The organism is Microvirga sp. jy35, from assembly GCF_056148915.1.
Genome location: NZ_JBWBEW010000004.1, coordinates 54,654 through 75,157, shown reverse-complemented (window position 1 = coordinate 75,157; position 20,504 = coordinate 54,654). Strand labels below are relative to the sequence as shown.

The following is a 20,504-nucleotide window of genomic DNA, read 5'->3' as shown; positions in this document are numbered from 1 at the left end:
CCCTAGCGCGGCTGGCCGCTCGCGTCGAGGCTCACTTCCGTCTCGATGGCCCTGTCTCCAGCCACCAGCGTCAGGCGCAGGGGAACCGGGCCCGATGCGTCCCTGGGCTTTTCCTCGACCGTGATGGTGAAGCGGTCGCCGTCGGCAGGATGGGAGGCCGAGAGGAACCAGTTCTCCGGCCCCTCGGGGAAAAGAGCGGGCTTCGTGCCGGACGGCGCGCGGATCGTGATCGCAAAGGCCGGCTTGTCCTGGGCAAGGGGGGTAACGGAGACCACCGACAGGTCCGCCTGGTCGCCCAGGGCCTGAAGGAGAGGAACCTTGGCCAAAGCCGCCTCGATGGCCTTGCGCTCTGGAACGGCGCCGGTGAGATCCAGGGTGAGATCCGCATGCGCCGGGATGCAGATGTCCTTGCAGACGCCGTAGTCCAGGGCCAGGACGAGCTTGACGGGCTTGCCTGGGTCCTTGGCCTTCACGAGGACGGGAAGCACCGCCTGCTTGCCGTAGACATAGGCCACCCCTGCCGCATCCACATGCCGCTTGGGGGCCGGCCACCGGACTTCGGCGCTGGCCACGTTCTCCGATCCGGACCAGTCGAAGCGGGGCGGCAGGCCTGAATCGCCCGGATTGCGCCAATAGGTCTTGAAACCCTGGTCGAGGCTGATCTCGATCCCGGCGAGCCAGTGCTCTCCCATCTCGCCGCCTGCGATCAGGCGGGCCCGGGAATGGAACCCTTGGGTCGAGGCGGAGGGCTTGGCAGGTTGCGCGACGGCGGCAAAGGACAGGATCAAAAAAAACGCAACCGAAGCGGCGCGGAACATGGATGCCATGGAACTGACGCCTCCCTGAGGCACTTCCCTTATGCGTTTATTCTCGGGTCTGCCATCCACGATCCTGTGATCGGGCGGCTGGCCCGGCAAGGTAGATTGTAGGATATGGGCTCTCACCTTTCACCGTATGGCACTGAATTAACTTCTCTCGACGGGCAGCTTCTCGTGGCGATGCCGGGGATGATGGACGAACGTTTCGCCAGGGCCGTTATCTTCATTTGCGCCCATTCGGCCGAAGGAGCGATGGGCATCATCCTCAACCGGCCCGCAGCCAATGTGACCATGCCCGATCTGCTGGTCCAGCTTGAGATCGTACCCGAGGTGGAGCGCATCCGCCTGCCGCAGAAGGTCGGGTCCATGCAGGTGCTCATGGGCGGGCCGGTGGAAACGAGCCGCGGCTTCGTTCTCCATTCCCCGGACTTCCACCTCACCCAGTCGACGCTGCCCATCGACGACGGCATCTGCCTGACGGCCACCATCGACATCCTGCGCGCCATCGCGGCCGGTCGCGGTCCCGAGAACGCGGTGCTGGCGCTCGGTTATGCCGGCTGGGGCGCGGGCCAGCTGGAGATGGAGATGCAGGCCAATGGCTGGCTCAACACCCCGGCCGACGCGGAGCTCGTGTTCAATACGGCGGCGGACCTGCGCTACGAGATGGCCTTGCGGCGCATCGGGATCGAGCCGGCCATGCTCTCCATGGAAGCCGGCCACGCCTGATCGGGCGCGGCGGACTGATCAGGCCGCCGCGGGAGCAGCCCCCACGAGCTGACGCGCCTGGAGCGTCGACATGGGCTCGCCGAAGACGGGACCCTGCGCGTACTCGCAGCCGAGCTGGTAGAGCTCGATCGCCTCGGATTCGCTCTCCGCGCCCTCGGCCACGATCTCCATGCCGAGTTCGTGCGCCATCTTGACGATGGAGCGCAAGATAACGGGCCTGCCGGCCGCCATCTGGCGCACGAAGGACTCGTCAACCTTGATCGTATCGAACGGGAAGCGCTGCAGGTAGGCGAGGGCGGAATAGCCCGTTCCGAAATCGTCGAGCGACAGGCCGGCGCCGAGATCGCGCAGGCGCGAGAGCATCTGGGCCGAGTATTCCGGGTTCTCCATCACGAGACTTTCCGTCATCTCGATCTTGAGCGTGCCGGGAATGACGCCCGAGCGGGCGATCACCGTCTTGACGTCCTGCAACAGGTCATGCCGCAGCAGGTGGTGGCTCGACATGTTCACGCTGGCGAAGATCGGCGGATCGACTTCGAGCGCATTCTGCCAGGCCGCGAGCTCGCGGCCCGTCTGCTCGAGCAGGAAGACGCTCAGCTTGACGATAAGACCGGTTTCCTCGGCAATCGACATGAAGTCCTCTGGTCCGACGCGTCCGAGCCGCGGGTGATCCCAGCGGAGCATCGACTCGAAGCCTGCGATGGTCCGGTCTTCGAGACGCACGATCGGCTTGAACAGCACCTTCATCTCGCCCCGCTCGAGGGCATGGCGAAGATCGGTCTCCATGGTGAAGTGATCGCTGCGGTCGGAGCGCATGGTGGGGCGGAAGACCTCGATCCGGTCGCCGCCGTTGCGCCGCGCATGGGCCATGGCAATTTCGGCGTTCCGCAGCACTTCCTCGCGTCGCGCGGCGATCTGCGGATCGTGAAGCGCAATGCCGATGGAAGCGGTGAGGAAAAACTCCCGCTCGGAATAGGTGAACGGTGTCGTCACCACGCGCCGAACCATGTCGGCGAAGGAGATGATGCGGTCGGTTTCCCGCTCGGAGAGCAGGATGATGGCGAACTCGTCGCCCGAGATGCGCGCCAGCGTGTCCTGTGGTTTCAGCAGGCGGCTCAGGCGCCGGGACAGGGTCAGGAGGATCGAGTCGCCCGCCGCATATCCGGCCGTGGCATTGGCGTCCTTCAGCTTGTCGATGTCGATGACAACGACGGTCGGGCGCAAGGCCTCGTCCTGGCTGGCGAAAGTCAAAGCCGCTTCCAGCCTGTCATAGAAGAGCTGCCGGTTCGGCAGGCTCGTCAGGTTGTCGTGCACGGCGTCGTGCAGCAGGCGCTCCTCTGCCGTCTTGCTCTCCATGACGTCCGAGAGCGTGCCGACGATGCGCAGCACCTCGCCGTCCGAGCCGATCACCGGGCGTGCCCTGAGGCGGAACCAATGGTGCGCGCCAGTGGACGAGCGCAGGCGGAAATCCTGGGTCAGGCGGCCGCGCCGCTGCTCGATGACCGCATCGAGAGCAAGCCGGTACCGGTCCTTGTCGAAGGGATGAATCAGGTCGAGCCAGGCCGAGGCCGGGCCCTCCAGCGAGCCGCGCTTGAGCCCGAGCTGGTGCTCGACTTCGGGGCTGACGAAGATGTTGTCCGAAACCACGTCCCAGTCGAACACGATGTCGCCGGCTCCCGTGAGCGCCAGCGCCCGGCGTTCCGTGTCGTTGACGAAGCCGCGGGCGAAGGCGCCGCCGGCGAAGGCATGCTGCATGACCGTGAAGCCGATCAGCATGACCACTAGGACGAGGCCGCCGACGAGGGCCGGGGGAACGAGATCGGAGGAAAGCTGGCCCACGACGGTGAAGCTTGCCGCCGTGACCCAGGCCACTAGGAGCAGCCAGGTCGGGACGAGCATTACGGCGCGGTCATATCCGTGCGTCGCCAGATGGATCACGAGAACGAAACCGATGCCGGCCACCGCCGCAATCGACATGCGGGCCACCCCCGAGGCGACAGGAGGATCGACGATGGCAAGCGCCACCAGCCCCCCGAGGAACAGGAGCCAGAATCCGGTGACGTGGCTGTAGCGCACGTGCCAGCGGTTGAGGTTGAGATAGGCGAAGAGGAAGACCAGGAGCGTTGCCGCGAGCACCGCCTCAGCGCCGGCACGGTAGATCTGCTCGGTGGCTTCGGTAATCGGGAAGACGCGCTGGAAGAAGCCGAAATCGATGCAGGCATAGGCGAGCACCGCCCAGGCAAGCGCCGCGGCCGCCGGGAAGATCAGTGCGCCCTTCACCACGAACACGATGGTGAGGAAGAGGGCGAGCAGGCCCGCGATGCCGATGATGATGCCCTTGTAGAGGGTCAGGCCGTTGACCCGGTCCTTATAGGCGTCCGCATCCCACAGATGAACCTGGGGCAGGTTGTCGGAGCGCAGCTCCGCCACGAAGGTGACGGTGGTGCCGGGGTCGAGAGTGATGAGGAAGAGATCGGCATCCTCGCTGTCGTCGCGTTCGGGCCGGATGCCTTGGCTCGCGGTGATTGCCGCGATGCGGGTGGCGCCGAGATCGGGCCAGGTCACGCCGGATCCCGTGAGGCGGAAATGCGGAGCGACCAGGAGACGCTCGATCTGCTCGTCGGTGTCGTTGGTGAGCGCGAAGACCATCCAGTCCGGCCGGGTGCCAGCCTCGCGCGCCTTCACGGCGATGCGGCGGACGATCCCGTCACGCCCGGGCGCCGTGGAAATGCGGATCTCGTCCCCGTCCGAGTTGTAGCGCTCGATGGCCGGGGTGAGGTCGATGGCCTTCATCTTGGGGTCGACGCGCACGGATTCGACGGCCCAGCCGGATGTCGGCGAGGCGAGCCCCAGGAATGTCGCCAAAAGAAGGGTTATGGCGAAAGATACGATCCGCAATGCTTCGGTCTTTCGTCCGGTACTAGGACAATGGAAAGGAATTGGTACCGGTCAGGAGGCTTGAGAGCAAGGCGGGCCCCGAAAAGGCCCCCACTTGTCCGCAGGACTCATTGTTGTTCTTAGAACGGGCCATGGGGCCCGTTTGCGGCGGGATTGAGGACAATCTGGCATGCCCCTGGGGCAGATCCGGCAGAAAGATCAGCCCCGCAGCCCCGAGGCAATGCTCTCCAGCGGAGGGAGCGCCTTGATGGGTCCGATGGCCGCCAGTGTGGGCGCACCCTGCAACAGAGTATGGCCAGCCTCGCGCACATGCTCCACCTCGAGGGCGTCGACCTTCCGGACGATTTCCTCGCTGCCGACCAACCGGCCCCAGGACAGGAGCTGACGGGCCACGCGCTCGATGCGCCCACCCGGTGTCTCCAGGGCCGTGAGCAGGGCCACCTTCATCTGCGCCTTGGCGCGGATCAACTCGACCTCGCTGATATCCTTCGTGGCTTGAACCATGCAGTCGAGCGTCACGTCCATAAGTTCCCGCACGTCCGATCCCGCCGTTCCGGCGCCTATGCCGAAGAGGCCGCAATCGGAAAAGGGCCAGTGGAAGGAATCGATGGAATAGGCAAGGCCCCGAGTTTCACGCACCTCGTGCCAGAGCCGCGAGGTCAGGCCGCCGCCCAGCATATGGGCGAAGAGATGGGCGGCGTAATAATTGGGATCCTTGAACGAGAGCCCGGGCAGGCCGAGCACCAGATTGGCCTGCTCGAGCTTGCGGGGGATGCGCCGCTCGCCACCGGTATAGCGGCCACCCTCCGGCTGCCGCGCCTCGACGGCCGGCATGGCCCCGAACAGCCGCTCGGCCAAGTCGACGATTTGGGCATGCTCCACGTCGCCGGCCGCGGCCAGCACCATCTTGCCGGGTGAATACTCCCGCGCCAGGAAGGCGCGGATCGTCGCTTCGTCGAAGCTCTTGATGGTCTCCGGCGTGCCGAGGATCGGGCGGCCGACGGCCTGACCCGCAAAGGCGGTTTCCATGAAGGCGTCGTAGATGAGGTCGTCAGGGGTATCTTCGACGGCGGCGTATTCCTGCAGGATCACGCCCTTCTCGCGGGCGAGTTCGCCTGCGTCGAAAGCCGAGTGGATGAGGATGTCGCCGAGCACGTCAAGGGCGACATCCACGTTCTCGCCGAGAACGCGCGCCGTGTAGCTCGTGTATTCGACGCTGGTGGCGGCATTGATGTCGCCGCCCACATTCTCGATGTCCTCGGCGATCTGGCGGGCGGAGCGCCGGGCCGTGCCCTTGAACGCCATGTGCTCGATGAGATGCGACAGGCCATGCTCATGCGGCTCTTCGTGACGCGAGCCGGTGCCGACCCAGACGCCGAGCGTCGCGGTGGCGATCTCGGGCATCCGCTCGGTGGCGACCATCAGGCCGTTGGGCAGGGTGGTGATGTCGATCCGCTTCTCTCGGACGAAGTGCTGGTTCATGCGGCTGCGCCTTTGACCGCCCGCGCGCGCTCGCGGATGAAGCGCTCGACCGCAGCTTGGTCGTTGGGAAGAATTGTGAAGCTCTCCTTGCGGGTCATCAGATCAGCCATGTGCGGCGGAAGTGCGGGGCGAACCCCCGTCGCGCGCTCAACCGCGTCGGGGAATTTTGCCGGATGGGCGGTGGAGAGAGCCACTACGGGCACTTCAGGATTGTCTTCGAGCAAGGTGCGACCGGCGCAGGTCCCGACGGCGCTGTGCGGATCGAGCACAATGCCGGTGCTGCGATAGGTCTCGGCCATTTCCGCCATGACGCTGTCCTCGTCGACGGCGTGAGCTCCAAACTCCTCGCGAATGCGGGCGAGCGGCTCCGCGTCGATCAGGAAGGCGCGGGACTGGTGGAGGCTAGCCATGAGGCGGCGGATCGCCTCGCCGTTGCGGCCGTAGGATTCGAACAGCAGCCGCTCGAAATTGGACGAGATCTGGATGTCCATGGAGGGCGAGGTCGTGGGATGCACGCCCTTGATTTCATATGAGCCGGAGCCGAGCGTGCGTGCCAGGATGTCGTTGGCATTGGTGCCGATCATCAGCCGGTCGATCGGCAGGCCCATGCGCTTGGCGACCCAGCCGGCCAGGATGTCGCCGAAATTGCCCGTGGGCACGGAGAACGAGACCGGGCGGTGAGGGGAGCCCAGCGCCACGGCGGCGGTGAAGTAGTAGACGACCTGCGCCGCCACGCGGGCCCAGTTGATGGAGTTCACCCCCGAGAGCTGCAGCTCGTCGCGGAAGCGGGCATGGTTGAACAGACCCTTCACCATATTCTGGCAATCGTCGAAGGTGCCCTCGACCGCGAGCGCATGAACGTTGGGCGAGGCCACCGCCGTCATCTGCCGGCGCTGCACGTCCGACACGCGGCCATGCGGGTAGAGGATGAAGATGTCGACCTGGTCGAGGCCCTTGAAGGCCTCCACGGCCGCGCTGCCGGTGTCGCCGGAGGTCGCGCCCACGATGGTGGCTCGCGCTCCGCGAGCCTTGAGCACGTGGTCCATGAGGCGCCCGAGCAGCTGCATCGCCACGTCCTTGAACGCGAGCGTCGGACCGTGGAAGAGCTCGAGCACGAAGAGATTGTCGCCGATCTGGGTCAGCGGGCAGACGGCCGCGTGGCGGAAGGAGGCGTAGGATTCGTCGATCATGCGGCCGAGCGCAGCCTCGGGGATGTCGCCGTCGACCAGAGGCCCGAGCACGGCTTTCGCCACCTCGGCGTAGGGCTTGCCGGCAAAGCCGCGGATCGTCTCAGCCGTCAGGACCGGCCAGCTTTCCGGCAGGTAGAGGCCGCCGTCCCGGGCGAGGCCGGTCAGCAGGGCATCAGCGAAACCGAGCGCAGGGGCTTCCCCCCGGGTCGAGACATGGAGCAATGTCGATCTCCTGGAAATTCGGCCGGACATTAGAGCGGTTTGCAATCATTTTGAAATTGCAAACCGCTATAATGGGTCATTGGTCGCATCTTCTCATCGGCGAACCGGCATCCACTTCGCCGGAAGATGCTTTATGGATATGGACCGGACACGGCAAGCCGCATCCGGTCGCAGAGGTCATGGTTTTATCCGGGCCATCACATAGGCATCGACGAAGGCGCCGCCCCGGAAGGCGAAATCCCTGTGGGTGCCCTCGATTTCGAAACCGTTGCGCTTGTAGAGGGCGATGGCCGGCGCGTTGTCCACATAGACGGTCAGTTCGATGCGGCGAAGGTTCAGCCAGTCGTCGGCGATCATGATGAGTTCGCGCAGCAGCCGTGAGCCGATGCCGCGGCCGTGGAAATCGTCGTGCAGGCCCATGCCGAGATAGGCCACGTGGGAGCGCCGTCCCTGGTGCCGCTCGAAGCCGCCGTTGCCGATGATCTGCCCAGCCCGCTCGACCACGAGACTGACATTGTTGGCCGGGTTTATGCCCTCGAGCCATTTCCGGGTGGCCTCAGGCGTCTGGTGGGGCAGGCGCAGGGTGCCCCAGCGATAGACGGGCATGTTGCCCAGGGCCGCGATGCCTTCGCAGTCGCCTGGTCGCGCCGCTCGGATGACGATGTCGTCGGCAGGACTGGGTGGGTGAACTTCGGGTTGCAGGCTCATATCGCTCTCCTTGGATTAAGGCGGAGGCGAACGGAACCTTTGTGAAGCCCTGCTCGTCTCCGCAGGGCTTCGGGATATGCTCGATGCTCGTCTAGACGCGCAAAGCCTCTCCCGTGCGCCCTGCAAGGCGCATGGTGAGATGGGTTACGGTCGTAAGAAGCGCGAACATGTGAAACATGGTATAATAGGCAGGATCGAAAGCCAAGCTCGCCTTCCGCAGAGAGGGCCGGGTTCATGCGCATGACACGGATCGACTGGATCCTGCTCCCCATCCTGGTGGGTGTGCTGGCAGGCGTGGTGGTGGGGTCGTTCCTGCTTGCGGGCTTCATCGGCCTGGGCGTTCTCGGCCTCATCATCGGCGTCATGGCCCAGCGCATCGAGCTGGAGAAGGACGGCGCCGTGGGCCACACCATGACAACCTCGCTCTATGCCGAGCAGTTCAAGGCGCAGGAGACGATGAGCCGTGCCGAGAAGGCGGAGCGCCGGGCGGAGAACGAGGCGCTCCTCAAATGGCTGTTCGTCGCCAAGGTCGTCAGCGCCGGCCTCGTCATTCTCGGCTTCGGCCTATTCTTCCAGTTTCAGCTCGTCTGAGCCCGGCTCCTTCAGGCGCCGCCAGGCAAAGGCCGTGAAGACCCCGATCAGGGTCAGGGCAATGCCGTACCAGGTGATGGCGTACTGCAGGTGGTTGTTCGGCAGGGTCAGCGGCGTCTGTCCCCCCCGGGGCCAGCCGCCTGGATTGGGACTCGCATCGGCGTCGATCAGGAACGGGGCAACCCGCTCGAGGTCGTGCGCCGCGGCCATTGCCTGAGGGTCGCGGGCGAACCATTGGTTGCGGGCGGGCTCGTCGTTGGGCGTGAACGGATTTCGGATTTCCGGCGCCCGGACGAGGCCTGTAACGGTGACCTCGCCCGCCGGCTGGCTCCCGGGGCGGCGCGACGGATCGCGCAGGTCCGTCGGCACGAAGCCGCGGTTGACCATCACGATGGCGCCTGACGTGAGCCTGAGAGGCGTGATCAGGTAATAGCCCTGGATCGGCGCTCCCTGCCGCTCGCCGCGGGCGAGGCCATAGACCGGGGCTTCGAACTCATGTAGGAACGTGCCGGTCACTCGCACTTTCCGGAACTCGTCCTGATCGGCGCGCCAGGTGGGCCAATCCGCTTCCGGCAGGATGGCGCCGGGATCGGCATAGGCGCGGGTCTCGATCTGCGCGATCAGGTCGTCCTTCCAGGCCTTGCGCTGGAGCTGCCAGGTGCCAAGGCCGATCAGGAGGGCAAGGGCGATCAGGGTAGCGAGGCCCGGGAGGAGGAGGGACCGGCCCTTGTGCAGGCGGGAGGCGGTCACTTCTCGAAGCGTCCTTCCTCGGCCTTGTGGTGGTATTGCAGGTTCATCAGTACGCCCTTGAGCGGCCTCACCAGGAGGAGGCTCAGGACGATGCTCAGAACCGTCCACATGACGAGATGGAGCCAGATCGGCGGCTCGTAGGTGAACTCGACCCAAAGGGCGAGGGCCACGACAAAGATGCCGACGAAGGACATGACGAAGAACGCCGGGCCATCACCCGTGTCGCTAAAGGCAAGGTCGAGGCCGCAGACCTCGCATTTCGGCTGGACCTTGAGGAAACCGTCGAACACATGCCCCTTGCCGCAGCGGGGGCAGAGCCCTTTGAGGCCGGTGGTGATGGGCGAGGGGGCGGACGGATCATGAGCCACGGCTTTTCTCCAGATTTGGCCGGTAGGGCTGACCGACAGATGGTGACGGAGCCGCCAAATGCGAAGGGCGGCCGTGAAGCCGCCCCCTGCCGATTTATCGGTCTACGGGTCTACGTGTGGCTTAGTGCCCAGCCCCGCTTCCGCCGTAGCCCCACACATAGATGGCGGCGAAGAGGAAGAGCCACACCACGTCGACGAAGTGCCAGTACCAGGCGGCGAACTCGAAGCCGAGATGCTGCTGGGGCGTGAAGTCGCCGCGATAGGCGCGCAGCAGGCAGATGGCCAGGAAGATCGTGCCGATGACCACGTGCGCGCCGTGGAAGCCCGTCGCCATGAAGAAGGTGGCGCCGTAGATGTTGCCGCTGAAGCCGAAGGCCGCGTGGCTGTACTCGTAGGCCTGCACGCAGGTGAAGACGAAGCCGAGGATCACCGTGAGCCACAGGCCCATCTTCAGCCCCTGGCGGTCGTTGTGCAGGAGCGCGTGGTGCGCCCAGGTGACCGTGGTGCCGGAGGTGAGAAGGATCAGGGTGTTGAGAAGCGGCAGATGCCAGGGATCGAAGGTCTCGATGCCCTTAGGGGGCCAGACGCCGCCGAGTGCCTCGACGCGGGAGTAGAGCTGCGGGTCGCCCGCATAGAGGGCCGCATCGAAATAAGCCCAGAACCAGGCGGCGAAGAACATCACCTCGGAGGCGATGAACATGATCATGCCGTAGCGGTGGTGAAGCTGGACCACGCGGGTGTGCGAGCCGGTATTGGCCTCCTTCACCACATCTGTCCACCAGGCCAGCATGGTGTAGAGAACGCCGATGATGCCCAGGCCGAAGACGATGGGACCAAGGTGCATTCCGGCGATGGCGATGTCCTTCCACCAGGTCACGAACCCGGAGGTCAGCAGGAACGCGCTGACCGCGCCGATGAGCGGCCACGGGCTCGGTTCAAGGATGTGGTAGTCGTGGTTCTTGGCGTGGGCCTCGGCCATTTCGTGTCGTCTCCGTGCCTCGAAGGTGAACTCGCTTTATGACGTTTCCGCCCAGCTTGTCACGTGTCTTATTGAGAGATGGGTGTGGTGGAGGATGTCACTTCCGCTACCGGCTTGCCCCCTTTGGAGGGGAAGTAGGTGTAGGAGAGGGTGATGGATGTAAGGTCCTTCACGTCGCGATCCTCCATCAGGCGGGGATCGACGTAGAAAACGACCGCGGATTCCAGGGTCTCGCCCGGCTGCAGGGTCTGCTCGGTGAAGCAGAAGCATTCGAGCTTGGAGAAGTAGGTGCCGGCAAGGTCGGGCTGCACGTTGTAGGTGGCAATGCCCGTGCTCGGCTTGTCGCCCCTGTTGGTGACCTTGTAGAGAACCGTCGTGGTCTCGCCGAGCTTGACCGTCACCTCGGGCGTTTCCGGCGAGAAGCGCCAGTTCAGCCCGGGCGCCACATTGGAGTCGAAGCGGACGGAGATCGTCCGGTTGATCACCTGCGAGCCATTGCCGTCGACGGCTATCGGGGTGCCGCCGAAGCCCGTGACCTTGCAGAAGAGGTCGTAGAGGGGAACGGACGCATAGGCGAGGCCGACCATGCCCACGACGATGCCGACGCAGGCGAAGGCCGTGCGGTGCATCTTGCGTTGGATGTGTGGATTCTCAACCATGTCCAAACCTCACATGGGGCGCTGCAGGACGCCCGGTCCGAGCTTCGCGATCGTGACCACGTAGAACAGCAGCACGAGGACCCCGAGCGTAAGCGCCAGGGCAAGCGAACGCTTACGTCGCCGCTTCTGTTCCTCGGGGGTCAGGCTCTGGTGCGTCTTGCGATCCGCCATGGAATTATCCGAACACCGGCCGGAAGAAGCCGAACCCGTGCTCCACCAGCAGGGTCGCGAAGAGGAGGAAGAGATAGAGGATCGAGAAGCCGAAGAGCTGCTGGGCCACGCGCATGGCAGGCTCGCCCTGGCGCAGGCGGTACACCTGCACGGCGAGCGCCAGCATGCCGAAGCCGCCGATGAGCGAGATGATGGCGTAAGCCAGGCCGCCGAACCCTAAGGCCACCGGAGCCATCCCCAGGGGGGCCAGGAGGATCGTGTAGGCGAGGATCTGGAACCGGGTGGCGTCGGGACCGGCCACATTCGGCATCATGGGAATGCCGGCGCGCTCGTAATCGCCGGACTTCACGAGGGCGAGCGCCCAGAAGTGCGGCGGCGTCCAAATGAAGATGATGGCGAACAGGATCACGCTGTCCAAGGCCACGTGGCCCGTAACGGCGGCCTGAGCGACGATCGGGGGGAGGGCCCCCGCCGCACCGCCGATGACGATGTTCTGCGGCGTCGTGCGCTTCAGCCACATGGAATAGACCACCACGTAGAAGAAGATCGTGAAGGCGAGCAGGCCGGCGGCAAGCCAGTTGCTGACGAGACCCAGGATGATGACCGAGCCGACGGAGAGCGTCACGCCGAAGGCCAGGGCTTCACCGGGCTGGATCTTGCCGGCGGGGATCGGGCGCTTGCGGGTGCGGGTCATGACTGCGTCGATATCCGCATCCCACCACATGTTCAGGCACCCGGAGGCGCCGCCGCCGACGGCGATCATCAGGAGCGACACGAAGGCCACGATCGGATGGACATCTGACGGGCTCACGACCATGCCGACGAGCGCCGTGAAGACGACGAGAAACATCACCCGCGGCTTCAACAGGGCGAAGAAGTCGGACACGTCGCCCTGAGACATGCCTGCGGTCGCAAGACTCTCGACTTGGGTTTCGGCCAGACTGTTCGACATGGTGCTCATCGCAAAATTCCGAAATGCCGTGACGAGGCCAGAAGTGCCTCCGGATGGTCGGCTCCTCGCCGGAAGGCTTGTGAGATCCAAGCCCTCTGGGGAGGAGCGGGCGGCGTGACGCCGCCCACTCGGGTGATTTCAGTGGCCCGTATCGATGACGCGGGGCAGGGTCTCGAACTGGTGGTACGGAGGCGGAGAGGACAGGGTCCATTCCAGTGTCGTCGCCCCTTCACCCCACGGATTCGCGGCAGCCTTTTCCTTGCGGATGAAGGCATAGACCACGCCGAACATGAAGATGAACAGGCCGGCGAAGAACACGTAGGCGCCGATCGACGACACCATGTTCCAGCCCGCGAAGGCGTCCGGATAATCCGCATAGCGGCGCGGCATGCCGGAGAGGCCGAGGAAGTGCATCGGGAAGAACAGCACGTTGGAGCCGATGAAGGCGACCCAGAAGTGCAGCTTGCCGATCCACTCGGGCATCACGTAGCCGGTGATCTTCGGGAACCAGTAGTACATGCCGGCGAAGATCACGAAGACCGCGCCGAGCGACAGCACGTAGTGGAAGTGGGCCACCACGTAGTAGGTGTCGTGCATGTAGCGGTCGACGGGAGCATTCGCCAGCACGACGCCGGTGACACCGCCGACCGTGAACAGGAACACGAAGCCCACCGCCCACTGCATGGCCGCCGTGAAGCGGATGGAGCCGCCCCACATGGTGGCGATCCACGAGAAGATCTTCACCCCCGTGGGAACCGCGATCACCATGGTGGCGAACACGAAGTAGGCCTGGGTCTGAAGCGAGAGGCCGACGGTGTACATGTGGTGCGCCCACACGACGAAGCCGACCACGCCGATCGCCACCATGGCGTAGGCCATGCCGAGATAGCCGAAGATCGGCTTCTTGGAGAAGGTGGAGATGATGTGGGACACGATGCCGAAGGCCGGCAGGATCATGATGTACACTTCGGGGTGGCCGAAGAACCAGAACAGGTGCTGGTAGAGCACCGGATCGCCGCCGCCCGACGGGTCGAAGAAGGTTGTTCCGAAGTTGCGGTCGGTGAGCAGCATCGTGATCGCGCCCGCGAGAACAGGCAGCGAGAGGAGCAGCAGGAACGCGGTCACCAGCATGGACCAGGCAAACAGCGGCATCTTGTGCAGCGTCATGCCCGGAGCGCGCATGTTGAGGATCGTGGTGATGAAGTTGATCGCGCCGAGGATCGACGCCGCACCGGCGAGGTGCAGGGCGAAGATGCCGAAGTCGAGCGCGGGGCCCGGATGGCCGACGGTCGAGAGCGGCGGATACACGGTCCAGCCGCCACCGAAGCCGAGCGAGCCCGGAGCGCCCTCGACGAAGAGCGAGCAGAGCATCAGGGCGAAGGCCGAGACCGTGAGCCAGAACGAGATGTTGTTCATCCGCGGGAAGGCCATGTCGGGCGCGCCGATCATGAGCGGAATGAACCAGTTGCCGAAGCCGCCGATCAGCGTGGGCATCACCATGAAGAACACCATGATGAGGCCGTGGCCGGTCACGAAGACGTTGAAGGCTTGCGGGTTCGAGAAGAACTGAAGGCCAGGCTCCTGGAGCTCTAGACGCATGCCGATGGACAGAAGGCCGCCGACGATACCCGCCGTGAAGCCGAAAATCATGTAGAGCGTGCCGATGTCCTTGTGGTTCGTGGAATAGAACCACCGACGCCAGAAGCTCGGAAGGTGATCGTGGTGATCCGCGTGAGCGGCATCAGCTGCATGTGCCATGATGAGACCTCTGTGGTCCTTTTCAGATTATTGAGCGGTCGCGAACTTGGTCGGAGCCGGGCTGTCCGTGGAAGCATAACGCTGCTTCGCCTCGGTCAGCCAAGCGGCATATTGCTGCTCGCTCACGACGCGGACTTCGATGGGCATATAGGGATGGCCGTTGCCGCAGAGCTCCGAGCACTGGCCGAAATACACGCCTTCTTTCTCGGCCTTGAACCAGACTTCATTCAGGCGGCCGGGGATGGCGTCGACCTTGAAGTAGAAGGACGGCACCGTGAAGGAGTGCATCACGTCGGCCGAGGTGACCTGAACGCGAACCACCTTGCCCACCGGCACGACCATCGCGTTGTCGGCTCCCAGCAGGCGTGGCTGATCCGGCTTACGGGCGCTATCCTCGGTGACCATGTTCGAGTCGAACTTGAAGCCGCCGCCCTGATCGGCCGGGTATTCGTAGCCCCAGTACCAGGAATAGCCGGTCACCTTCACCACAAGATCGGCCTGCGGCGGCACGAGCTGCTCGCGCAGGAGGCGGAAGGACGGGATGGCGATCACCACGAGGATCAGGACCGGGACGATGGTCCAAGCCACTTCGAGCAAGGTGTTGTGGGTGGTCTTCGAGGGAACCGGGTTCTTGTTCTCGTTGAAGCGGGCAACGATCACAAGGAGCAGCGCCAGCACGAAGAGGCAGATCGCGGCCATAAGCCAAGTAAGGTAGGTGTGGAAGTTGGACACGCTCTGTCCCAACTCGGTCACCATCTCCTGCATGCCGGTTTCCCAAGGGGAGGGCTGCCCGGCGGCCGCCCACGCCTCACTTATGCCCAACACAAGTGCGACCGCTGCCGTGGAGAGGGCGGTCACCGATCGACGTCCAGTCTCGATCCGCATCGGCGTTCCAAAGCTCCTAAAGATGTGATGGCCCAGGGCCATGAAAGCATCGGGGAAGGCGCGGGCGTGCGAATGTCGGCGCCCGGCTTGCGCCATCACCTTTGATCTGCGTCAAAGACCACAGGATTGTCCCAAGCGCAACGGTGCAGACGTCGCAATTTATGCGTCATAACCGCCAAAGAGCTTTTCGCCCCTTCAAATCGCCCCTCTCGCTTGACATCGCGCCCCCTGCCATGGTCCCAACGGCCAAAGTTGGATCGGAGCGGCGGCACGCCGCGACCCTTTGACAGGGGCTTACGGAATGGAGAAACCGATGGGCGCATCGCAATGGGTTCGCCACGGCGCGGCAGCTTTCCTGGGACTTGCAGCCCTGCTCGGCGCCAGCGGCGCCGGCGCTCAGGGCATGGTCAAGAACACCTTCGGCGACTGGCAGATGCGCTGCGAGACTCCGGCCGGAGCGACCGCCGAGCAATGCGCTCTTGTGCAGAACGTTGTTGCGGAGGATCGCCCCAACGTCACCCTCGTCATTATCATGTTGAAAACCGCTGATGGCAAAAGCCGCCTCCTGCGCGTGGTGGCGCCTCTGGGTATTCTGCTGCCCTCGGGGCTTGGCCTGAAGATCGACCAGACGGATATCGGCCGCGCCGGGTTCGTGCGCTGCCTGGCATCGGGCTGCGTTGCCGAGGTGGTGATGGAGGACAACCTGATCAACCAGATGAAGACCGGCCAGCAGGCCACCTTCATCGTCTTCCAGACGCCCGAGGAGGGGATCGGGATTCCCGTGTCCCTGAACGGGTTCGCGGCCGGGTTCGATGCCCTTCCGTAATTAATGAAGAGAGGGTGGGGGACAGTGATGAACAAGGGATTGAACCGCAGGGCCGGATGGGCCTTCGTTGTGCTCGGGGTTTCGAGCTTGGCCGGCTGCGGAGCGCCGGGCGAGGGCGGCTTCGGCGTGGGCGACATGCTGCTCACGGCAGGGACGACCCAGACGCCGCGCCAGGCTGCCGAGACCCGCGACGTGTATTGCCCGACCGTGGAGGTCATGGATGGCGGCGCGGTCATTCAGGCCCGCGGCGGCGATGCGGGCTCCATCCGCAGCCAGATCGCCCTGGGCGATCTGGCCCGCGAATGCGTCGGCCAGCCGGACGGCACCACCCTGGTGAGGGTCGGCGTCGAGGCCAGGGCGCTCCTCGGCACCGGCGGATCGGCGGGCCGCTATGACGTTCCGGTTCAGATCATCGTCAAGGACGGCTCGACCGTCTTCGCCAATCGCTCCCGCCGGGTGGCGGCTGCGATCCCGGCCGGACAGACCCAGACGACCGTCTCCATCGTCGAGGAGGGCATCGTGGTTCCCGCGGTTTCCGTCGACAGCTTCGAGATCGAGGTCGGCCTCGGCGCCCGCTCAGCCGCAGGACGTCGCGGATAAGCCTCAGTATAGAACGGCGGCGCCCGCTCTCTGGTTGAGCGGGGCAGCCAGCACCTTGTCGATCCGGCGCTCGTCGAGATCGATGACCTCGAAGCGCCAGCCGAGGGTCTCCACGTGTTCGCCCGTGGTCGGCAGGTGCTGCAGCTCGCTGATGACCAGGCCGCCCACCGTGTGATAGCTCCGGGTCTCGGGCAGGGTCACGCCGAGGATCTCGGCCATTTCGTCCACCGGCATGGAGCCGGCGAGCAGCCAGGAGCCATCCTCTCGTCGGACGGCATCGGGCTCTGGTGCCTCGCCGTCGGACCGGAAGGCGCCGACGATGGCCTCCAGGGCATCGGCCGGGGTCACGACCCCTTCGAAATGGCCATATTCGTCGTGGACCAGGGCCATGGGGACTTCAGCGTCCCTCAGGATTGCCAAGGCGTCCAGGGCGTAGAGGGTGTCCGGAATGACCGGCGCCTGCTGCAGGTGCCTGCGAATGTCGAGGGGCTGGCCGGACAGCATGGCGGCCAGAAGCTCCCGCGACTGAACCACGCCGATCACGTTGTCGGGGGTGCCCTCGCTTACCGGCAGGCGCGAATGCGGGGTCTCGATCAGCAGGGCACGGATCGTGTCTTCGTCATCCTCGGTATCGATCCAGTCCACGTCCGTCCGGGGCGTCATGAGGCCGCGCACCGTCCGGTCGCCGAGGCGCAGCACGCCCGAGATCATGCGGCGCTCCTCCTCCTCGATCACACCGGCGCTCTCGGCCTCGCCCACGAGCATCTTGATCTCCTCTTCGGTGACGGTCGAGGAATCGTCGGACTTGGTTCCGAAGAGGCTGAAGATCATGGTGGTGGAGGCATTCAGAAGCCAGACGGCCGGGGCCGCGACCTTCGACACGACCAGCATCATCGGTGCCATGGCACAGGCGATGCCCTCCGGGTGGCGCAGGGCCAGCTGCTTGGGCACGAGCTCGCCGATCACGATGGACAGGTAGGTGATGATGCCGATGACGATGCCGTAGCCGAGGGGGCGCGCTGCGCCCTCAGGCATGCCCTGGGCCAGGAAAATCTCCGTCAGCCTGCCGCCCAGCGCCGCGCCCGAAAAGGCGCCGGCCAGGATGCCCACCAGGGTGATGCCGATCTGGACCGTCGAGAGGAAGCGGCCCGAATCCTCCATGAGGGTGAGGGCCGTGCTGGCGCCCGAGCGGCCCTGTTCGGCCATGGCCTTGAGGCGAGGCCGGCGGGCGGACACGATGGCAAGTTCGGAAAGAGCGAAGACGCCGTTGAGGGCGACGAGAGCGATAGCGATGATCAGTTCGAGCAACGATGCGTGGAGCTGCTGACCGGATCAGGCCGCGCTTCTCCCCTTCTGTGACAGATGGCCCTTAAGATGGAGCCTGAGGGGCCCGGCGTCAATTAAAGGGTGAACAGGCCCGTCCTGCTTTGTTGACAGGAGGCTAATTCCTCTTCAGAGCTTAGGCCAGCCGATGATCCCCGCGGAAGAGACCGGACGACAGTCCGGCGCCGAAGGCGCAACCGCCCCGGAAACGCTCAGGCCAAAGGACCGCGCGGGAGCTGGCACTCTGGAAAGCGGCGACGTTTGAAAGCGTCGCCCACCGACGGGCGTAACCTCGGCCTTCGACGGCTGAAGGGAAATCTCTCAGGTCTCGGGACAGAGGGGGCGCAGAGCAACGGGCCGCAAGGCTCGATGGAACGCGCACCTTTGAGGGACACCGATGGCCGAGCCAGCGCACAGCGACGAGCCGCTCCTGAAAACCCCGCTCCACGCGGAGCATGTGGCGCTTGGCGCCCGCATGGTGCCGTTCGCCGGCTACGACATGCCGGTGCAGTACCCCACCGGCATCATGGCAGAGCACAACTGGACCCGCGAGCATGCGGGCCTGTTCGACGTCTCCCATATGGGCCAGGCCTTCCTCGTGGCCGAGGACAAGAGTCACGAGACCGTCGCCAGGGCGCTCGAGGCCTTGATTCCGGCCGATGTCGTGAATCTCAAGCCGAACCAGCAGCGCTATTCGCAGCTTCTGGCCGATGACGGCGGCATTCTCGACGACCTGATGGTGACCCGCGTCGGCGCTCCCGGTCATGAGGGCTGGCTCTATCTCGTCGTGAACGCCTCCATGAAGGAGCAGGACTACGCTCACATCCAGGCTCGCCTGCCGAAGGGCGTGAGCCTGAACCGCAAGGACGAGCTCGGCCTGATGGCCCTGCAGGGGCCCTCGGCGGAAGCCGTTCTGGCGAAGCTTACCCCTGAAGCCGCGGCGCTCTCCTTCATGATGTCGGCCGACGTGCAGATCGACGGCATCTGGTGCCATGTGTCCCGCTCGGGCTACACGGGCGAGGACGGTTTCGAGATTTCCTGCAAGGCCGAGGATGCGGCGAAGCTCTGGCGTGCGCTCCTCGCCGATCCGGAGGTGAAGGCCATCGGCCTCGGCGCCCGCGATTCGCTGCGTCTCGAAGCGGGCCTGTGCCTCTACGGCCACGACATCGACACCACGACATCGCCCATCGAGGCGGGCCTGATCTGGTCGATCCAGAAGCGCCGCCGCGAGGAAGGTGGTTTTCCGGGCGCCGCGCGCGTTCAGCGCGAGATCAAGGACGGTGCTTCGCGCGTTCGCGTCGGCATCAGGCCGGAGGGCCGCGCGCCTGCCCGTGAAGGCAGCGTCATCACCACCCCTGACGGGCGCGAGGTCGGCATCGTCACCTCCGGCGGCTTCGGCCCCACGGTCAACGGTCCGGTCGCCATGGGGTATGTGGCCAAGGACGTCTCCGCCGCCGGCACGGACCTGCATCTCATCGTTCGCGGCAAGCCGCTGCCGGCCAAGGTTGCAGCCATGCCGTTCGCTCCCCATCGCTACAAGCGCTGACATCACTATCAAGAGGGAATTCATCATGACCACGCGCTACACCAAGGATCACGAATACATCCGCGTCGAGGGCGATGCCGGTATCGTCGGCATCTCCGATTATGCTCAGGGCCAGCTCGGCGATGTGGTGTTCGTAGAGCTGCCCAGCGTCGGCAAGACCCTGTCGAAGGGCGACGAGGCGGCCGTCGTCGAGAGCGTGAAGGCGGCAAGCGAAGTCTATGCGCCCGTCTCCGGCGAGGTGGTAGAGGTCAACAGCGAGCTCGAGGCGTCTCCCGGCACCGTCAACGAGGACCCGGCCGGCCGCGGCTGGTTCATGAAGATCCGTCTCACGAACGAGAGCGAGCTCGACGGCCTCATGACCGAAGAGCAGTACGGGGAATTCGTGAAGTCGATCTCGTAAGGTCGGGCGGTCAACAAACCTCTGCCCTCATCCTGAGGAGCCCATGCAGTGGGCGTCTCGATGGAGGTTCCAGAGGGCACTGGAGGCGCATCGCCCTTCGAGACGGACCTGACGGTCCTCCTCAGGGTGAGGCTCAGTTGGACATTCTAAGTCAGGTACGGCCATGACGCACGAATACAGGGCGACGATACGCTGGACGCGGGGAGAGGACGAGAGCTTCTCCGACAACCGCTACAGCCGCGGCCATACGTGGTCCTTCGATGGTGGCATTGAGGTTCCTGGCTCCGCATCGCCCTCCGTCGTGCCCTTGCCCCTCTCACGGGAGGATGCGGTCGATCCGGAAGAGGCTTTCGTGGCGGCCGTGTCGAGCTGCCATATGCTCACCTTCCTGTCGATCGCCGCCAAGAAGCGCTTTGTCGTCGATTCGTATGAAGACAAGGCGCTCGGAATCATGACGAAGAACGGGAACGGCAAGCTCTTCGTTTCCAAGGTCACCCTGGACCCCCATATTGAATTCTCCGGCGACAAGGTTCCGACGCCCGAGCAGATCGTCGACATGCACCACCTCGCCCATAAGGAATGCTTCATCGCCAACTCCGTGCTCACGGAGATCGTGGTGGCGGGCATTCCCTCGCATTAACAAACAAGGTTC

21 protein-coding genes and 1 riboswitch are annotated in these 20,504 nt (G+C 64.8%); of the genes, 7 read left to right on the top strand and 14 right to left on the bottom strand.

The window, feature by feature from the left end:
• Positions 1–2: 2 nt before the first annotated feature.
• The gene (locus AC0QTX_RS05170) at positions 3–827 is read right to left on the bottom strand and encodes a protein-disulfide reductase DsbD domain-containing protein (RefSeq protein WP_474602760.1); all 825 of its coding nucleotides are present in this window, start codon (positions 825–827) and stop codon (positions 3–5) included.
• 105 nt (positions 828–932) lie between these two features.
• Between AC0QTX_RS05170 and AC0QTX_RS05165 the strand changes: the two genes are divergently transcribed.
• A complete protein-coding gene (locus AC0QTX_RS05165) occupies positions 933–1,544 on the top strand; it encodes a YqgE/AlgH family protein (RefSeq protein ID WP_474602759.1) in 612 nt (203 codons plus the stop codon).
• An 18-nt stretch (positions 1,545–1,562) separates the two neighbouring features.
• Here AC0QTX_RS05165 and AC0QTX_RS05160 read toward each other — a convergent pair whose 3' ends face one another.
• From AC0QTX_RS05160 to AC0QTX_RS05145, 4 genes are all read right to left on the bottom strand, one after another.
• A complete protein-coding gene (locus AC0QTX_RS05160) occupies positions 1,563–4,442 on the bottom strand; it encodes an EAL domain-containing protein (protein ID WP_474602758.1) in 2,880 nt (959 codons plus the stop codon).
• 198 nt (positions 4,443–4,640) lie between these two features.
• Positions 4,641–5,924, bottom strand: coding sequence for a M16 family metallopeptidase (locus AC0QTX_RS05155; protein WP_474602757.1), 1,284 nt, complete (start codon positions 5,922–5,924; stop codon positions 4,641–4,643).
• Positions 5,921–7,336, bottom strand: a complete 1,416-nt coding sequence (gene thrC / locus AC0QTX_RS05150; RefSeq protein ID WP_474602756.1) for a threonine synthase — start codon at positions 7,334–7,336, stop codon at positions 5,921–5,923. Before thrC ends, AC0QTX_RS05155 begins: the two co-directional genes overlap by 4 nt.
• Positions 7,337–7,513: 177 nt before the next feature.
• The gene (locus AC0QTX_RS05145; RefSeq protein WP_474602755.1) at positions 7,514–8,044 is read right to left on the bottom strand and encodes a GNAT family N-acetyltransferase; all 531 of its coding nucleotides are present in this window, start codon (positions 8,042–8,044) and stop codon (positions 7,514–7,516) included.
• Positions 8,045–8,278: 234 nt separating this feature from the next.
• Between AC0QTX_RS05145 and AC0QTX_RS05140 the strand changes: the two genes are divergently transcribed.
• On the top strand, positions 8,279–8,635 hold the full coding sequence (locus AC0QTX_RS05140; protein ID WP_474602754.1) for a hypothetical protein: 357 nt from the start codon (positions 8,279–8,281) through the stop codon (positions 8,633–8,635).
• Here the strand turns inward: AC0QTX_RS05140 and AC0QTX_RS05135 are convergent.
• The 8 genes from AC0QTX_RS05135 to coxB all read right to left on the bottom strand — a co-directional run bounded on the left by AC0QTX_RS05135 (position 8,609) and on the right by coxB (position 15,157).
• The gene (locus tag AC0QTX_RS05135) at positions 8,609–9,385 is read right to left on the bottom strand and encodes an SURF1 family protein (RefSeq protein WP_474602753.1); all 777 of its coding nucleotides are present in this window, start codon (positions 9,383–9,385) and stop codon (positions 8,609–8,611) included. The two genes, AC0QTX_RS05140 and AC0QTX_RS05135, sit on opposite strands and share 27 nt — an antisense overlap.
• A complete protein-coding gene (locus AC0QTX_RS05130) occupies positions 9,382–9,753 on the bottom strand; it encodes a DUF983 domain-containing protein (RefSeq protein WP_474602752.1) in 372 nt (123 codons plus the stop codon). The genes AC0QTX_RS05135 and AC0QTX_RS05130 overlap by 4 nt, the downstream gene beginning before the upstream one ends.
• A gap of 121 nt (positions 9,754–9,874) precedes the next feature.
• Positions 9,875–10,732, bottom strand: a complete 858-nt coding sequence (locus tag AC0QTX_RS05125) for a cytochrome c oxidase subunit 3 (RefSeq protein ID WP_474602751.1) — start codon at positions 10,730–10,732, stop codon at positions 9,875–9,877.
• Positions 10,733–10,800: 68 nt separating this feature from the next.
• Entirely contained in the window at positions 10,801–11,391 is a 591-nt protein-coding gene (locus tag AC0QTX_RS05120; RefSeq protein WP_474602750.1) for a cytochrome c oxidase assembly protein, read from the bottom strand.
• 9 nt (positions 11,392–11,400) lie between these two features.
• Positions 11,401–11,562, bottom strand: a complete 162-nt coding sequence (locus tag AC0QTX_RS05115) for a hypothetical protein (RefSeq protein ID WP_474602749.1) — start codon at positions 11,560–11,562, stop codon at positions 11,401–11,403.
• A 4-nt stretch (positions 11,563–11,566) separates the two neighbouring features.
• Positions 11,567–12,523, bottom strand: a complete 957-nt coding sequence (locus AC0QTX_RS05110) for a heme o synthase (RefSeq protein ID WP_474602748.1) — start codon at positions 12,521–12,523, stop codon at positions 11,567–11,569.
• A gap of 129 nt (positions 12,524–12,652) precedes the next feature.
• Positions 12,653–14,272, bottom strand: a complete 1,620-nt coding sequence (gene ctaD, locus AC0QTX_RS05105; protein WP_474602747.1) for a cytochrome c oxidase subunit I — start codon at positions 14,270–14,272, stop codon at positions 12,653–12,655.
• Between the two features lie 27 nt (positions 14,273–14,299).
• Complete coding sequence (gene coxB, locus AC0QTX_RS05100; protein ID WP_474602746.1) at positions 14,300–15,157, bottom strand: cytochrome c oxidase subunit II; 858 nt, start codon at positions 15,155–15,157, stop codon at positions 14,300–14,302.
• Positions 15,158–15,470: 313 nt separating this feature from the next.
• Between coxB and AC0QTX_RS05095 the strand changes: the two genes are divergently transcribed.
• Both AC0QTX_RS05095 and AC0QTX_RS05090 read left to right on the top strand, forming a co-directional pair.
• Positions 15,471–15,983, top strand: coding sequence for an invasion associated locus B family protein (locus tag AC0QTX_RS05095; protein WP_474602745.1), 513 nt, complete (start codon positions 15,471–15,473; stop codon positions 15,981–15,983).
• Positions 15,984–16,010: 27 nt separating this feature from the next.
• Complete coding sequence (locus AC0QTX_RS05090; protein ID WP_474602744.1) at positions 16,011–16,583, top strand: hypothetical protein; 573 nt, start codon at positions 16,011–16,013, stop codon at positions 16,581–16,583.
• A gap of 3 nt (positions 16,584–16,586) precedes the next feature.
• Here the strand turns inward: AC0QTX_RS05090 and AC0QTX_RS05085 are convergent, their stop codons facing one another.
• Complete coding sequence (locus tag AC0QTX_RS05085; RefSeq protein WP_474602743.1) at positions 16,587–17,891, bottom strand: hemolysin family protein; 1,305 nt, start codon at positions 17,889–17,891, stop codon at positions 16,587–16,589.
• Positions 17,892–18,054: 163 nt separating this feature from the next.
• Positions 18,055–18,144, top strand: a riboswitch (glycine riboswitch).
• A 159-nt stretch (positions 18,145–18,303) separates the two neighbouring features.
• Here AC0QTX_RS05085 and gcvT point away from each other — a divergent pair.
• From gcvT to AC0QTX_RS05070, 3 genes are all read left to right on the top strand, one after another.
• Positions 18,304–19,452 carry a glycine cleavage system aminomethyltransferase GcvT gene (gene gcvT, locus AC0QTX_RS05080; RefSeq protein WP_474602742.1) on the top strand — a complete coding sequence of 383 codons (1,149 nt, stop codon included), beginning with the start codon at positions 18,304–18,306 and terminating at the stop codon, positions 19,450–19,452.
• 25 nt (positions 19,453–19,477) lie between these two features.
• A complete protein-coding gene (gene gcvH / locus AC0QTX_RS05075) occupies positions 19,478–19,852 on the top strand; it encodes a glycine cleavage system protein GcvH (protein WP_036357800.1) in 375 nt (124 codons plus the stop codon).
• A gap of 163 nt (positions 19,853–20,015) precedes the next feature.
• Positions 20,016–20,492 (top strand): OsmC family protein, encoded by a 477-nt coding sequence (locus tag AC0QTX_RS05070; protein WP_474602741.1) that lies wholly within the window; start codon positions 20,016–20,018, stop codon positions 20,490–20,492.
• Positions 20,493–20,504: the final 12 nt, after the last annotated feature.